Source organism: Sinorhizobium sp. NFACC03, assembly GCF_900103435.1.
In the GTDB taxonomy this organism is placed as follows: Bacteria; Pseudomonadota; Alphaproteobacteria; order Rhizobiales; family Rhizobiaceae; genus Ensifer.
On sequence record NZ_FMXF01000032.1, the window covers coordinates 16,096 to 29,818 of the forward strand.

16 protein-coding genes are annotated in these 13,723 nt (G+C 63.5%); 8 read left to right on the forward strand and 8 right to left on the reverse strand.

All coding sequences use genetic code 11. The features are described from left to right. The first annotated feature begins 87 nt into the window (after positions 1 to 87). Positions 88 to 777, forward strand: coding sequence for a glutathione S-transferase family protein (locus BLU35_RS28375; protein ID WP_093235477.1), 690 nt, complete (start codon positions 88 to 90; stop codon positions 775 to 777). A gap of 40 nt (positions 778 to 817) precedes the next feature. Here the strand turns inward: BLU35_RS28375 and BLU35_RS28380 are convergent, their stop codons facing one another. The 3 genes from BLU35_RS28380 to phnF form a co-directional block, all read right to left on the reverse strand. Further along, complete coding sequence (locus BLU35_RS28380; RefSeq protein WP_093235478.1) at positions 818 to 1,444, reverse strand: hypothetical protein; 627 nt, start codon at positions 1,442 to 1,444, stop codon at positions 818 to 820. A 33-nt stretch (positions 1,445 to 1,477) separates the two neighbouring features. Next, complete coding sequence (locus BLU35_RS28385; RefSeq protein ID WP_093235479.1) at positions 1,478 to 2,872, reverse strand: selenium-binding family protein; 1,395 nt, start codon at positions 2,870 to 2,872, stop codon at positions 1,478 to 1,480. Between the two features lie 146 nt (positions 2,873 to 3,018). Then, a complete protein-coding gene (gene phnF, locus BLU35_RS28390) occupies positions 3,019 to 3,756 on the reverse strand; it encodes a phosphonate metabolism transcriptional regulator PhnF (protein WP_502688184.1) in 738 nt (245 codons plus the stop codon). An 84-nt stretch (positions 3,757 to 3,840) separates the two neighbouring features. Between phnF and phnG the strand changes: the two genes are divergently transcribed. Genes phnG through BLU35_RS28405 form a run of 3 tightly spaced genes read left to right on the forward strand, consistent with a single transcriptional unit; the run spans position 3,841 to position 6,029 of the window. Beyond that, the gene (gene phnG, locus BLU35_RS28395) at positions 3,841 to 4,308 is read left to right on the forward strand and encodes a phosphonate C-P lyase system protein PhnG (RefSeq protein WP_093235524.1); all 468 of its coding nucleotides are present in this window, start codon (positions 3,841 to 3,843) and stop codon (positions 4,306 to 4,308) included. Next, positions 4,308 to 4,916 (forward strand): phosphonate C-P lyase system protein PhnH, encoded by a 609-nt coding sequence (gene phnH / locus BLU35_RS28400; RefSeq protein ID WP_093235481.1) that lies wholly within the window; start codon positions 4,308 to 4,310, stop codon positions 4,914 to 4,916. The genes phnG and phnH overlap by 1 nt, the downstream gene beginning before the upstream one ends. Before the next feature lie 3 nt (positions 4,917 to 4,919). Beyond that, positions 4,920 to 6,029 carry a carbon-phosphorus lyase complex subunit gene (locus tag BLU35_RS28405; protein WP_093235482.1) on the forward strand — a complete coding sequence of 370 codons (1,110 nt, stop codon included), beginning with the start codon at positions 4,920 to 4,922 and terminating at the stop codon, positions 6,027 to 6,029. A gap of 32 nt (positions 6,030 to 6,061) precedes the next feature. Here BLU35_RS28405 and BLU35_RS35300 read toward each other — a convergent pair whose 3' ends face one another. Next, the gene (locus BLU35_RS35300; protein ID WP_210185169.1) at positions 6,062 to 6,253 is read right to left on the reverse strand and encodes a hypothetical protein; all 192 of its coding nucleotides are present in this window, start codon (positions 6,251 to 6,253) and stop codon (positions 6,062 to 6,064) included. Between the two features lie 44 nt (positions 6,254 to 6,297). On the opposite strand from BLU35_RS35300, the gene BLU35_RS28410 reads away from it, so the two are divergent. The 4 genes from BLU35_RS28410 (at position 6,298) to BLU35_RS28425 (ending at position 9,333) form a co-directional block, all read left to right on the forward strand. After that, positions 6,298 to 7,176: an alpha-D-ribose 1-methylphosphonate 5-phosphate C-P-lyase PhnJ gene (locus BLU35_RS28410; RefSeq protein ID WP_058323252.1), complete on the forward strand. Its 879-nt coding sequence runs from the start codon at positions 6,298 to 6,300 to the stop codon at positions 7,174 to 7,176. Next, positions 7,173 to 7,949 (forward strand): phosphonate C-P lyase system protein PhnK, encoded by a 777-nt coding sequence (gene phnK / locus BLU35_RS28415; protein WP_093235484.1) that lies wholly within the window; start codon positions 7,173 to 7,175, stop codon positions 7,947 to 7,949. The genes BLU35_RS28410 and phnK overlap by 4 nt, the downstream gene beginning before the upstream one ends. Before the next feature lie 65 nt (positions 7,950 to 8,014). After that, positions 8,015 to 8,722, forward strand: coding sequence for a phosphonate C-P lyase system protein PhnL (phnL, locus tag BLU35_RS28420; RefSeq protein ID WP_093235485.1), 708 nt, complete (start codon positions 8,015 to 8,017; stop codon positions 8,720 to 8,722). Further along, positions 8,719 to 9,333 carry a DapH/DapD/GlmU-related protein gene (locus BLU35_RS28425; RefSeq protein ID WP_093235487.1) on the forward strand — a complete coding sequence of 205 codons (615 nt, stop codon included), beginning with the start codon at positions 8,719 to 8,721 and terminating at the stop codon, positions 9,331 to 9,333. The genes phnL and BLU35_RS28425 overlap by 4 nt, the downstream gene beginning before the upstream one ends. 59 nt (positions 9,334 to 9,392) lie before the next feature. Here the strand turns inward: BLU35_RS28425 and BLU35_RS28430 are convergent, their stop codons facing one another. The 4 genes from BLU35_RS28430 to BLU35_RS28445 form a co-directional block, all read right to left on the reverse strand. Then, positions 9,393 to 9,989, reverse strand: a complete 597-nt coding sequence (locus BLU35_RS28430) for a DUF922 domain-containing Zn-dependent protease (RefSeq protein ID WP_093235488.1) — start codon at positions 9,987 to 9,989, stop codon at positions 9,393 to 9,395. A gap of 186 nt (positions 9,990 to 10,175) precedes the next feature. After that, on the reverse strand, positions 10,176 to 10,700 hold the full coding sequence (locus BLU35_RS28435) for a DUF992 domain-containing protein (RefSeq protein ID WP_057251657.1): 525 nt from the start codon (positions 10,698 to 10,700) through the stop codon (positions 10,176 to 10,178). Between the two features lie 351 nt (positions 10,701 to 11,051). After that, positions 11,052 to 12,770, reverse strand: coding sequence for a dihydroxyacetone kinase family protein (locus BLU35_RS28440; RefSeq protein WP_093235490.1), 1,719 nt, complete (start codon positions 12,768 to 12,770; stop codon positions 11,052 to 11,054). A gap of 13 nt (positions 12,771 to 12,783) precedes the next feature. Continuing rightward, positions 12,784 to 13,722, reverse strand: coding sequence for a sugar phosphate isomerase/epimerase family protein (locus BLU35_RS28445; RefSeq protein ID WP_093235491.1), 939 nt, complete (start codon positions 13,720 to 13,722; stop codon positions 12,784 to 12,786). Position 13,723: the final 1 nt, after the last annotated feature.

Here is a 13,723-nt window from a genome sequence, read left to right on the forward strand (position 1 = left end):
TCGTGGTCCACGCCTGTCGTTCAACGCACGCGACCGCGCCGGCGAGCGAGCCGGAACTGCGGGATCGCGAGCAAAGGGAGGAGTGACATGCCTGCAATCAAGCTCAACGTGATCAAACCCAGCGTCAACAACATGACGGCGCGCGTCTTCCTGAGGGCAGCCAAGCTCGACTTCAGCGAACAGGATGTCTACGGCCAGACCCGGACGGCCGAATACCTGGCGAAGGCACCGTCGCATCTGACACCGATGGTGGAGACTGCGGACCTGCCCAAGGGAGCCCTATGGGAGAGTTGCGCGATCATGCAGTATCTCTGCAACAAGCACGGGCTCGACGAATTCTATCCGAGGGATCCCGAGGCCCGCGCCATGATCGATAGCGCGATGTTCTATCTGATCGGCACCTTCTACCCCTATCTCGCCCGGGCCACCTATCCGGCACTGAACTTCCCGCTCTATCCGGGCGAAGTCGGTTGCAGCGATGCAGATGCGGAGACCAAGGAGAAGGCGCGCCGGGCAGCAGTAGAGGCGCTTGCCGAACCGCTCGACGTCTTTCGGGCATTCTATATCGGCGACAAACTCTTCATCGGTGGTTCCACCCCCTCGATCGCTGACATCAGGCTTGCGGCGACCCTCGAATTCCTGGCGGCAATCGACTACTCGCTGCCGGACTGGGCGAAGACCTACGTCGCCAACATGGAGAAGACGCTCGGCAATGCCTACACTGAACCGGCGACCGATGTGCGCGGCTACATCAGTTACGTGAAGGCCCAAAGGTAGGCGAGCCTTCCCGCGCTCCGCTGGCTCCCGCATCGCAGGCTCATTGGACGAGAAGTACGATACCCGTTGCGCCAAGCGCGACCGTCCAGAGGCGATCGAAGTTGATCCACGCCGAGCGGAGTGCCGCAAGGCCGAGCCATTCGAAGACGGCGAGCGCGACCGCGGCGACGACGGCCAGCATTGCCGCGCCATGAACCGCAACGGCGGCGAGCGCGACGGGAAGCGAACCTGCGATTGCGAGATCCCCGGGACTATCCGCCACGCAGAGGCTGAGGACCGCCGGCACCAGCATCAGGCCCGCCCCATGGCTCGTCGCCATCAGGAAGGACCAGAGGCCAAGGCCGGCCATGCGGGCGCGCATGCCAACTCTCACCCGATGGCGGTGTCCGTAAAGCGCGCCGTAGGCGGCGACGCTGAGTATGAGCAGCGCCGCGACAAGCCTGAAACTGTGCGGCTCCAGCGCCGCGCCGAATGTGACGACCACTGCCAGCGTCAGCGCGGCGGAGACGGCATGACCGGCAGCAATCGGAGCAAGTGACAACCACACGATCCGACGGTCCTGGCGGTGAAGTCCGAGCGCCACGGCAAACAGCCAGCCCATCGCCGGATTGATGCCGTGAAAGGCGCCGAGGGCGGCAATCGAAAGCCACGGCCAGAACGTCGTCATTCGCCCCGACAGGACTGCACGATCGTCCCCTCCCTACGGGTAGCAATAGGAGTCGGACGAGCAGTCACCGCCTTCGAGACGGACCTGATGCGGGCGATGGCCCTTCGGCCAGTCGACGAAGAAGTTTTCGTCGAAGGTGATGCCGCCACCGTCGGCGACGTCCAGTTTGACCATCCACCCGTCGATACCTTCGGGGTAGAACTGCGGATCGATGGCACCATAGAGCGAATTGGTGAAATAGACCCGCTTGCCGTCCCGGCTGATCTCCACCATCTGCGGCCCGCCATTCAGCGCTCCGTTCTTGGCCTTCGGATGGGATGCACGCGAAACGATGCCGCCTATGCGCACACGGCCCGTCTCCTTCGGCGCAAAGGGGTCAGAAACGTCGTACTGGATCATGTCGCCGGTGCCCCAGCAGGAAACGTAGAGGAACCGGTCGTCCATCGACAGGTCGATATCGGTGACGAGCGGCGCGACAGCGCTGAAGCCCTTGAGCACGGGGGGTAGCAAATCCGGATCGGCCGGCTCCGCCGGTATCTCGATCACCTTCTTCACCGCCCATCGGTCGCCGTCGCGATACCAGGTCCAGATCGACGCCGAGAGGTCCTTGAGGCTGATGACGCAGCCGACGAAGCCATAGGCCTTGGTCGGATCATGCGCAGGCCGCAGCTCGAAGACGAGCTGGTGCTCCTCGCCGAAATCGATCTCCTGCAGGTGCTTGCGCTTGTGTAGGTCCCAGAAGTGCAGCCGGCGGCCATATTTCGAACCGAGCAGCACCTCGGGAACCAGCCCGTTTTCGAACGTATCCGGCGTGCCCCATTCGCTGGTGATCAGCGTATCATGGCCGAGATGCCACCAGAAATCATAGGCAAGCTTCTGCGGCCCACGATCCATTTCCCATTGGCCGAGCACATCGAAACTCTGGTGGTCCAGCAGGAAGATGCCGCCGGGCGCCTTGCCGTCACGATCCGCGAGCGCGTTGACGTAAATGCCTTCGGGACCGCAATGGGTGGTGTGCAGCCGCGAATAATTTGCCTTCTCGGCAATTTCCGAAGGCTCGATCACCCGCACGATCTTCGGATTGCGCGGGTCCGGCTTGGTGTCGATGATGTGCAGACGGGAGGACCTCAACCCCGGCACTACCAGATAGCGGCGCTCGACATGCGGATGCGGCGCATTGGGGCAAAGACAGGAAGAGCAGGCATTCCAGCCGAAATGATGCAGCTCGTCGCCGACATTCGGCATGTCGACCTGGCCGACGATCTGCGCATAGGTTGATGACGCCGGATCGACGTCGACGACCGCAATCGCATCCGGTCGCTTCCGCTCGGGATCGAACGCCGCCACATAGGCGAGCGTTTCCTTTGGAGCCTTGGCCGCCATGCGCGGTGATGGATAGAAGGAAGGATCGGGTCGCCACGTCGCCATTGCCATTCTCCCCTGCGAGAACTCTAAATGCGCGGTTCCTGATGCAAGCATTGGTGATGCGGCAAAAACGCGTCGGAAATGCGGCCTATCCGCCACATTTCCCCGATGAGGTGCGAATCCTGTCGCCTTGGGCAGCCGGCGGCGTTCTATGTCTCAATCCGCAGCTTCATCCGGTCAGCGGCGAAACGGGTGCGGGAATACTCCACCGGAGAGCCGTCGAGATCGGCGTTGAGCGACTGCGCCTCGAGCACGATCGCGCCCGGCGAGAGCTTCAGCATCGCAAGCTCCTCCGCGTCCGCATGCCGGGCGACAATCTCGGTCGAGGCGCGGACATAGTCATCCAAGCCGTGGGCGGCGAAGGCCTTGGTGACGGAATGCAGCCGTTCGAATTCTTCGGCCATGCGCGGAAAACGATGCGCAGGATAATAGCTCGAGGATACCGACAGCGGTCGGCCATCGCCGCTGCTGACGGTCCTGAGCTCGATCACCGTATCGCCCGGCGCAATGCCGAGTGCCTTTGCGATCTCGCCGTTTGCCGGCAATTCGGCGTGGCCGAGCAGCCTCGTGCCGATCTCCTTCACTTGGCGACCGAGCCCTTGCGAGAACCGCGTGCGCTTCGAGATCGGGTAGCTCACCCTTTCCTTGCGCTCGATCATCGTGCCGCGTCCCTGGACCGCGCGCACCAGTCCCTCTTCGGCAAGAGCCGCAAGCGCGCTTCTAACCGTATGCCGGTTGACGCCGAATTCGCCCGCAAGCACCGTCTCAGGCGGCACCATGCCGGCCGCATCGTAGTCGCCATTGCTAATTGCCAGGCGGATCCGGTCGGCGATCTGCCGCCACAGAGCGACGCCGGTCTGGCGCTCCACCACTTTTCGCATTGCCATGTCACAAGCCTGTCATTTGCGGACGTTATGGAAAGGTATAAGATGTACAGTTGTCTAGATCAATAGACATTTGAGGTAAAAATGATGGATGCGAAGCTGAAACAGGAAAGCCCGCCGGATCCGGCGCGCAAGAAAGCCATGGGACTGCTCGCTCGCGCGACCCTCGACGAGCTGAAAGCTGCCTGGGAAGCGCTCGCCGACAAGCCGGACGTTCATCCGGTTCGCGGGCCGGAGACCGGCCTCGTCATGGTGCGTGGCCGCATCGGTGGCGGTGGAGATCCCTTCAACCTCGGCGAGGCGACGGTCTCGCGCGCGACCATCCGCCTTTCGAGCGGCGAGATCGGCCACGGGCAGCTGCTCGGTGCGGACCGGCAGCGCGCGCGGCTTGCAGCGATCTTCGACGCACTCGCCCAGCGCGAGGACGATCGCGCGAACGTCGATGCTCTGCTTCACCAAGTGGCGGACCGGCTGGCGCTGGAAGAACGCCGCAAGGCCGAAGAGACTGCAGCGACCCGCGTCGACTTTTTCACCATGGTCCGGGGAGACGACTGATGGCCAGCCAATCGCAGATTTACGCCGGCGCCTTCGCAGATCCAGTCTTTGCCGCCCAATCCGTCTTCCGCGACCTGATGGACGGTTTTGCCCGCCCAGGCGCGATCAAGCAGCTTTCGGCCAAGAGCACGCCGCCCGCGCCGCTCGGCGCCGCGGCCGGCGCCGTGGCATTGACGCTTTGTGACCATGACACGCCCGTCTGGCTGACGCCATCGCTCGGGAAATCGGGCGTTCCGCAATGGATCGCTTTCCATACGGGCGCCGCAGTGACCGCCAGCAAGACCGAAGCCCGCTTCGCCTTCGTCGAAAAGGGTGCTGCCTTCCCAGGTTTCGACCAGTTCTCGCTCGGCACCCAGGAATACCCGGATCGATCGACGACGCTCGTCATTGAAGTCGAGGCGCTGACCGGCGGCCAGGCACTCACCGCCAAGGGGCCCGGCATCAAGGACGAGACGGAAGTCGCCGTGAAGGGCCTGCCAAAAGTCTTCCTCGAATTCTGGACCGCCAACCGCGCAATCTTTCCGCGCGGCGTCGATCTCGTGCTGACGGCCGGAGAGGAACTGCTCTGCCTGCCGCGCACAACCCGTCTTTCGCTGAAGGAGGCGTGACCCATGTATGTAGCCGTCAAGGGCGGGGAAGCCGCCATTGCCAATGCGCACCGCCTTCTCGCCGACCGCCGCCGCGGTGACCGAAACCTGCCCTCAATCACCATCGAACAGGTAGTCGAGCAACTCGGGCTTGCCGTCGACCGGGTGATGGCGGAAGCCTCGCTCTACGATCGCGCGCTCGCAGCGCTTGCAGTCCGCCAGGCACGCGGCGATATGATCGAAGCGATCTTCATCCTGCGCGCCTACCGCACGACGCTGCCGCGCTTCGGTTACTCAGAACCGGTCGACACCGCCAACATGAAGGTCGAACGCCGCGTGTCGGCGACCTACAAGGATCTGCCCGGTGGACAATTGCTTGGGCCGACCTTCGACTACACCCACCGCCTGCTCGATCCTTCGCTGATGGCCGACGAGACCGTCGAAGAGCCGGCGGTCAAGGAACCCGGCGAACATGTGATGCGCGTCTCCGACATTCTCGACGGCGAGGGCCTGATCGAGGGCGACGGCCAGATGCCCGAAGGTCATGTCATGGGCGACCTTACCCGCGAGCCGATGGAGTTTCCGATGGCCCGCGACCTGCGCCTGCAGGCGCTCGCCCGCGGCGACGAAGGCTTCCTCCTGGCGCTCGCCTATTCCACGCAGCGCGGCTACGGCCGCACCCACCCCTTCGTCGGCGAAGTTCGCATCGGCGAGGTGGAGGTCGAACTCGACCTGCCCGAACTCGGCTTTGCCGTCTCGCTCGGAACGATCCGCGTCACCGAATGCCAGATGGTCAATCAGTTCATGGGCTCGGCCAAGCAGCCGCCGCAGTTCACCCGCGGCTATGGCCTCGTTTTCGGCCAGAGCGAACGCAAGGCGATGTCGATGTCGCTGGTCGACCGGGCGCTGAGGACCGACGAGTTCAGCGAAGACATCGTAGCACCCGCCCAGGATCAAGAATTCGTCATCTCGCATGCCGACAACGTCCAGGCGACCGGCTTCGTCGAGCACCTGAAGCTGCCGCACTATGTCGACTTCCAGGCCGAACTGGACCTCGTCCGGCGCATGCGTCGCGACTACGAGGCGGCCAACGCCGGCGATATGGCGAAGGAACAACGGGAGGCGGCCGAATGATCGGGCAAACCGCATGGACGCACGGTGACCGTTCAGTCGCCGCCGCCATCTCCACCGCCGCAATCGCCGCCACTGTCACCGGCAAAGACGACGCCGGCATCGCCGGAACCATCGTCCTTGCGCGCCTTGGCGTCCGGCTCGCGCCGGGCATTGCGGGCGACCCAGAACAGGGCGGCCACCACCACCGCGACGATCGCAACCACCCAGAAAACTATCTCGCTCAAATCCTGACCCCATCCGCGGTCGACACACTCAAGGGTAATCGGCGATGAACGATCTTGCTACTTATAATTTCGCCTATCTGGACGAACAGACGAAACGCATGATCCGCCGCGCCATCCTGAAGGCGATCGCGATCCCCGGCTACCAGGTCCCCTTCGCCTCACGCGAAATGCCGATGCCCTATGGCTGGGGCACCGGCGGCGTCCAGGTCACCGCCTCGATCCTCGGGCCGGAGGACGTGCTGAAGGTCATCGACCAGGGCGCCGACGACACCACCAACGCCGTCTCGATCCGCGCCTTCTTCCAGAAGGTCGCCAATGTCGCCGTCACCACCCGGACGAAGGAGGCGACGATCATCCAGACGCGCCACCGTATTCCGGAGGAAAAGCTCTCGGAAGGCCAGACGCTCGTCTACCAGGTACCGATCCCGGAGCCGTTGCGTTTCCTCGAACCGCGCGAGACCGAAACACGCAAGATGCATGCGCTCGAGGAATACGGGCTGATGCATGTGAAGCTCTACGAGGACATCGCCCGCAACGGCCACATCGCCACGACCTATGCCTATCCGGTCAAGGTCGAGGGTAGATACGTCATGGATCCCTCGCCGACGCCGAAGTTCGACAATCCGAAGATGCACATGTCGGAAGCGCTGCAACTCTTCGGCGCCGGCCGCGAAAAGCGGATCTATGCCGTACCGCCCTACACGGACGTCGTCAGCCTCGACTTCGACGATCATCCCTTCGAGATCCAGAGCTTCGACAAGCCCTGCGCACTCTGTGGTGCGGAGGACGTCTATCTGGACGAGGTCATTCTCGACGACAAGGGCGGGCGCATGTTCGTCTGCTCCGACACCGATCATTGCGAAGACCGCCGCGCCTGCGGCCATGCAGGTCACATGCTCGCCCGCCAGGAGGCCGCAGAATGAGTACCCTCCCGCTTCTGAAAGTGAACGACGTCTCGAAGTTCTACGGAAGCCGCATCGGCTGCCGCAACGTCTCCTTCGAGCTCTATGCGGGCGAAGTGCTCGCCATCGTCGGCGAATCCGGCTCCGGCAAGACGACGCTGCTCTCGTGCCTCTCGACCCGGCTGATGCCGACCTCGGGTATCGTCGAGTACCACATGCGCGACGGTCAGTACCGTGATCTTGCCCGCATGGGCGAAGCGGAACGCCGCTTCCTGATGCGCACCGACTGGGGCTTCGTTCATCAGAACCCGGCCGATGGCCTGCGCATGACGGTCTCGGCCGGCGCCAATGTCGGCGAACGACTGATGGCGGTCGGCGATCGTCACTATGGCAACATTCGCGCCACCGCCAGCGACTGGCTGGAGCGAGTGGAAATCGGCGTCGATCGCATCGACGACCAGCCGCGCGCCTTTTCCGGCGGCATGCGCCAGCGCCTGCAGATCGCCCGCAACCTCGTCACATCGCCGCGCCTCGTCTTCATGGACGAGCCGACCGGCGGCCTCGATGTCTCGGTACAGGCGCGCCTACTCGACCTCGTGCGCGGCCTCGTGCACGACCTTGGCCTCGCCGCTGTTATCGTCACGCACGACCTTGCGGTCGCTCGCCTTCTCTCCCACCGCATGATGGTGATGAAGGATGGCGCAGTCATCGAACAGGGACTGACCGACCGGGTGCTCGACGATCCGCGCGAGCCCTATACCCAGCTCCTCGTCTCCTCGATCCTGCAGGTGTGACGCATGATCCCGAAAAGTGGAGTCCGGTTTTCGGACAAGATCATGCGCAAAGGAAAGTAAGAACCATGGCAACTCCTCTCGTTGTTTCAGAAGTCGCAAAAAGCTTCACCATGCATCTGCGCGATGGTGTGCGCCGGCCCGTCGTCGCCAACGTTTCCTTCTCGGTCAAAGCGGGCGAGTGCGTCGTTCTCGGCGGCCCCTCCGGCGTCGGCAAGAGCTCTATCCTGAAAATGCTCTACGGCAATTACGGCGTGGACGAAGGCCAGATCCTGTTGGATCACGACGGCAAGCTGGTAAACCTGGCAACGGCCGAGCCACGCACTGTGCTTGAGGTCCGGCGCACGACGCTCGGCTATGTCAGCCAATTCCTGCGTGTCGTGCCCCGTGTCTCCGCTCTCGACATCGTCGCGGAACCCTTGCAGGCCCGCGGCACCCCGATCGAAGAGGCGCGTGCGCACGCGGCGGAACTCTTAAGCAAGCTCAACCTGCCGCGCGAACTCTGGAGCCTGCCACCAGCCACCTTCTCCGGCGGCGAGCAGCAGCGCGTCAACATCGCACGCGGCTTCATCACCGACCACAGGATCCTTTTGCTCGACGAGCCGACCGCATCGCTCGACGCCAAGAACAGGGCCGTCGTCGTCGAACTGATCGCGGAGAAGAAAGCCAAGGGTACGGCGCTGATCGGCATCTTCCACGACGAGGAAGTGCGCGACGCGGTCGCCGACCGCATCCTTGACGTATCGGCCTTCTCGCCGCGAAAGGCTGCCGCATGAGCCAGAAGCTTGGGCTCGAGCCCTTCATCCATCCGACGGCGAGCGTCAACAATTCGACGTTCGGCCGCTATAATGAAGTGCAGGAGCGTTCGCGGCTCGACGAGGTCGAGTTCGGCGACTATTCCTACATCATGCAGGACGGCTCGATCTGGTGCGCGACGATCGGCAAGTTCGTCAACATCGCCGCCGCCGTGCGCATCAACGCCACCAATCATCCGACCTGGCGGGCGACCCTGCACCACTTCACCTACCGCGCGCCCAACTATTGGGACGACACCGAACTCGACCACGACCTCTTCGCCTGGCGACGGTCGAACCGGGTGACAATCGGTCACGACGTCTGGATCGGCCACGGCGCCACCATCCTGCCTGGCGTCAATGTCGGCAATGGCGCGGTGATCGGCGCAGGCGCCGTCGTCTCGAAGGAGGTCGAGCCCTACACTATCGTCGGCGGCGTCCCCGCGAAGCTCATCCGCGCCCGTTTCAACGAAGGTATCGGCGAGCGGATGGACGCGCTCGCCTGGTGGGATTGGGATCATCAGCGCCTCCGCCGCGCGCTCGATGACTTCCGCGAACTGACGGCCGAGGAATTCCTTGTGCGTTATGCGTGAGCGTTTGATTGAACCCGGAGATGCCGGGTTGTTCGGCATCCTCCTCGCAAGATCCCTGGCTACGGCCCGTTCACAAGCCTCAAGATAAGCTGGTGAATATTGCCGCCGTCGGTGAGCTCAACCTGGTCGAAGTCGCGGCTGCGCTGGCGTTGTGCCTGCGAGAGCGCGCCGAGGCGCTTGGTCATTTCGGTCCTGATCTTGCGGCACTTCGGATCATCGGGGACGGTGAGGCCGAGGGTCGCAGACTCGATCGCGCGCACCATCTCCTTGATGAAATCGCCGTGCACGAGTTCATGCTTGCGCACGCCGTCGATGAAGATGTCCCAATTTTCGCGCGTGCCCGCGGGTAACGCTTTTGCCGGCTTCGGCAATGTATAGGTGATGATCAGCTTCGGCTTTGCCGTCGTCAGCACGCAGGCGCCTGCCTGTTCTTCGTACTTCCGCGTCCAGGTCAGCTTGAAATTGGTATGGGCGATCGCTCGGCCAAGTCCGGCCTTCGGCCCGCGCTCGCCGATCGAAGCATAGAGCTCCGCGCCCGTCTGCCCTTCGATGGCATAGGGCGCTTCCTTCTCGACCGCCTGCCACTCGGCAAACGCACAGCGCGGCGTGGACGCGAAGCAAAGGGCAACCACACCCAGACAAAGGCTTTTGTTCAATCCAAACCTCGACGTTCGCCCGTTACGGCGCACAACTTTACCAGCCTTCCTTAAACGGGAATCGGCGGATGGCAACAGTTCAAATGCAAAGGCACCGCAGCCCAATCTGAGCCGCGGTGCCCTTGTCGTTTATCCGATCGTGTCGAGCCAGTTGCCGGAGGGGTCAACAGGCCGACGATAACGACCTTAGTTGACGGCAGTCAGCGTCATCGATGTGCCGGTGGCCGCAAGGTTGAGGCCGATCTGCCCGGTCACGCTGACCGTCTGCAGATGGATCGAACCGGAAGTGCCGCCGACGAGGATGTTAGCGCCGATGCCGGCGCCGACCGTCGCTTCGGCAGTTGCACCCTGATAGAGGCCACCGAGCGAGCCGCGGTGGTAGCCAGCGGTCGGTGCAAACACCGCCCAGATCAGCCGGCTCTGCGTCGTGAAGCCGACATCGACACCCATCTTGCGGATGGCGCCGGCGTAGTGGTCGGAAGCCTCAGCCCCCATCGTCGAGCGGAAGACGCAATCGACTTCCTTGGCAGAACCGAGCACATAGCCGACGCCGCCGGCGATGTTGCAATCGAGGTAGCCGATCTTGACGCCGTTGCTGGTGTCCGGCTCCGGTTGGGGTTGTACTGTCGCGAGATCGGCTGCGTTTGCGGCCATCGCGCCAGCGAGAACCAGAGACGCTGCGGACACCTTCACGGCAAAACTCTTTTTCATTCTTGTCTCCTTCTCGGAACTTCAGAAATCATTGGCAGTTAACCGGCGGCACGCGAACTCAAGCACTTAGCGCACGCTGCAGGAAAGACGAGCCATAGCCCGCGATCCGGCAATTCCGTGGCAGATATTCGTTAGCCGAGAAAATTGATGGGGTTTTCCCAACAATGACCGGAGATTGTGTTGAAAAAGCCACGGCCGACGGTATCGGCACGCCCTCCCGGAAGCCAGAACCGCACCGACGGGAGCAATTCGGCGAGAAACGGGCGGTTCGCGCGCGCGAAAAGAGAGAGAGAGAGAGAGAGAGAGACCAACGGGCGGCACTGCGGCCACCCGATTGGAAGGTTGAGGGCCTCAGGCCTTCGCCGATTGCAGCAGGAATCCGCCGGCAACTCGCGCCGTCAACGCCAGCGAGACGGCGCCGGCATCGGGGTGACCGATGCTCTTTTCGGCGAGCGGACGAGCGCGGCCAAGCTTCGGCGTCAGGCTGGAGGTCGCTTCGGCCGCGCCGGTCGCGGCCTTGGCGGCAGCCTGCCACGCCTCGATCAGACGCTTGCCGACGGCAAACTCACGCTCCAGGGTTTCGACAAAGGGCACGAGAGCATCGACGAGCGTCTTGTCACCGACGCGCGCACGGCCAAGGCGCGTGACACCATCGAGCGCGCGGCGTGCGCCATCGACGATGGCGGCGTCCGAGGGCGCTGTCTCGTCGTCGAAGGCATTGCTCCACGAACGCAGCAGCAGGCCCCAGATCGCACCCGACGTGCCGCCGGCGCGATCCGCCCAGGCATCGCCCGCAGCCGCCAGGACGCTTGCAGCACCGGCGCCGGCAGCGACCGCAGTCTTTGCCGCCTCGTCGGCTGCGGCGGAACCGCGGCGCATGCCCTGACCGTGGTCGCCATCACCGGCGAAGGCGTCGATACGGCCGAGTTCGTCCTCAGCCTGCTTTAGGGCTTCAGCGATCTCGCTGATCAGCCGCGCAATACACTTGCCGCTTTCCTTCGAGGCATCCGAAGCCGGAGCGAACACGAGCACGCCGTCTTCATCCTTCAGGTCATCGGCGCAGGGCTCGGTCGCGATGATCAGGCCCTTGCGCAGGACCGGCGCATCACAGGCAGCGCGCCAGTAGGTCTCAAGCTCATCGTTCAGCCACAGCAGCGTCAGCGAGCAGCCTTGCATGTCCAGGCTGGTGACGAATTCGCCGCATTCGGCATCGACGATCTCAAGCCCGGCTGCCTTCAGTTCCTTTTCGATGGCGACCCAGAGCACGAAGAGTTCTTCGTACTTCGTCGAACCGAGACCGTTCAGAACCGGCGCAACCTTGTGAACACCGGTCGGGCGCTCAATGAGCAGCTTGCCGACCAGCAGCTTGGCGAATTCGCTCGCCGAAACCATCTTTTCTTCGCGGATGCCCGGCTCGCCGTGAATGCCGAGACCAAGGGCCATCTCCCCCTTTGGCACCGAAAAGAGCGGCGCCTTGGCTCCTGGAAGCGTGCAGCCGCCAAAGGCGACGCCGAAGGAAACAGTGCGGTTGTTGGCAAGGCGGGTGACGCGTTCGACCTGATCCAGGTTGAGACCGGCTTCGGCCGCAGCGCCCGCGATCTTGAAGACGACGAGGTCGCCGGCAATGCCGCGACGCTTGGCAGGCGTTTCAGCGGAAGCGCTGGCAACGTCGTCCGTCACCGGCACGATGCGCACATCGATGCCCTCGGCGCGCAGACGCTCAGCGGCAACGCCGAAATTGAGGACGTCGCCGGCATAGTTGCCGAAGCCGAGCAGCACGCCACCGCCTTGGTCGGCCTGCCGGCAGACGCGCGCGACGGCCGCGGTCGATGGCGAGGCGAAGACATCGCCGGCAACGGCAGCATCCGCCATGCCCGGACCGACATAGCCAGCAAAAGCGGGATAGTGCCCGGAGCCGCCGCCGATGACGACCGCAACCTTGCCCTTCGGAACCTTGGTCGAGCGAACGACACCGCCCTTCACGAGACGGACGTTGCGCGCGTAGATCGAACTGAAGCCGGCAAGCGCGGTCGCGGCGAACTCTTCCGGTGCGTCAAAGATTGTGGTCATCGCGTCTCTTCCCTTATTCGCGAGGCAGGATGCGCCTCAGATAGTCCCGGTTGGCAGCGCTGACGGAGAGGCCGTCGCCGCCGTAATGTTCGCAGAGGAACGGGCTGTTGAAGCCGTGGGCAAGCGCAATTCGGATCGCGGCGCGGTAGTTGATCACACCGAACTCCAGCGGCGCCGGATGTGTGACCACCAGACCCGATGTCTCGTCCTCGGTGCGGTAGTAATTCTTGACGTGCCAGTATTTGGCGAAGGGAGCGACCTTGGCCATCATCTGCTGCCAGTGTTCGACTGGACGGTGAAGACGAACGAGGTTTCCGAGATCGGCATTGATGCCGACATTGGCCAATCCGACATCGGTAACGAAGCGCACGGCACAGTCGGCCGAGCCGATATAGGTATCCTCATACATTTCGAGCGCCAGCTCGATGCCGAGTTCCTCGGCATGGCGGCCGAGCTCGCGGATACGCTGAACGGCCTTCTGCCAAACCGCCGGGTCGTCGGGGTTCTTGACGCCATCGACCGTCCAGAACCACAGCGCCTTCTTCTGCGCGTCAGTCAGCGGGCCAAAGAAGCCGAAAGAAACGGAGCCCGCGCCGATTGCCGCCGCCGTTTCGATGACCCTGTGACCGTAGGCGAGGTATTCGTCGCCATGCTCCGGGTCGATCACACTGCGCCGCGCAGTCGAGATCGCCGGCATGGTGAAGCCAAGGTCGCGCGTGAGCTTGACGAAGTCATCGAGCCGCGAGGTCGAAAGATCAGCAAGCCGGATCCAGCTGTCGGTTGGGTCGAGTTCGGTGAAGCCGGCATCGACGACGGCGGCCAGCGTTTCGGCCCATTGTTCGACCGATTGTTCCTGCACCGAACTGCCGTCGGCCAGCACGTTTGGATATTGGATCATGGCGGCCGCGATCGGCCAGGTTTCACGGGTCCATTTGCGCGATGTGTTCGCCATG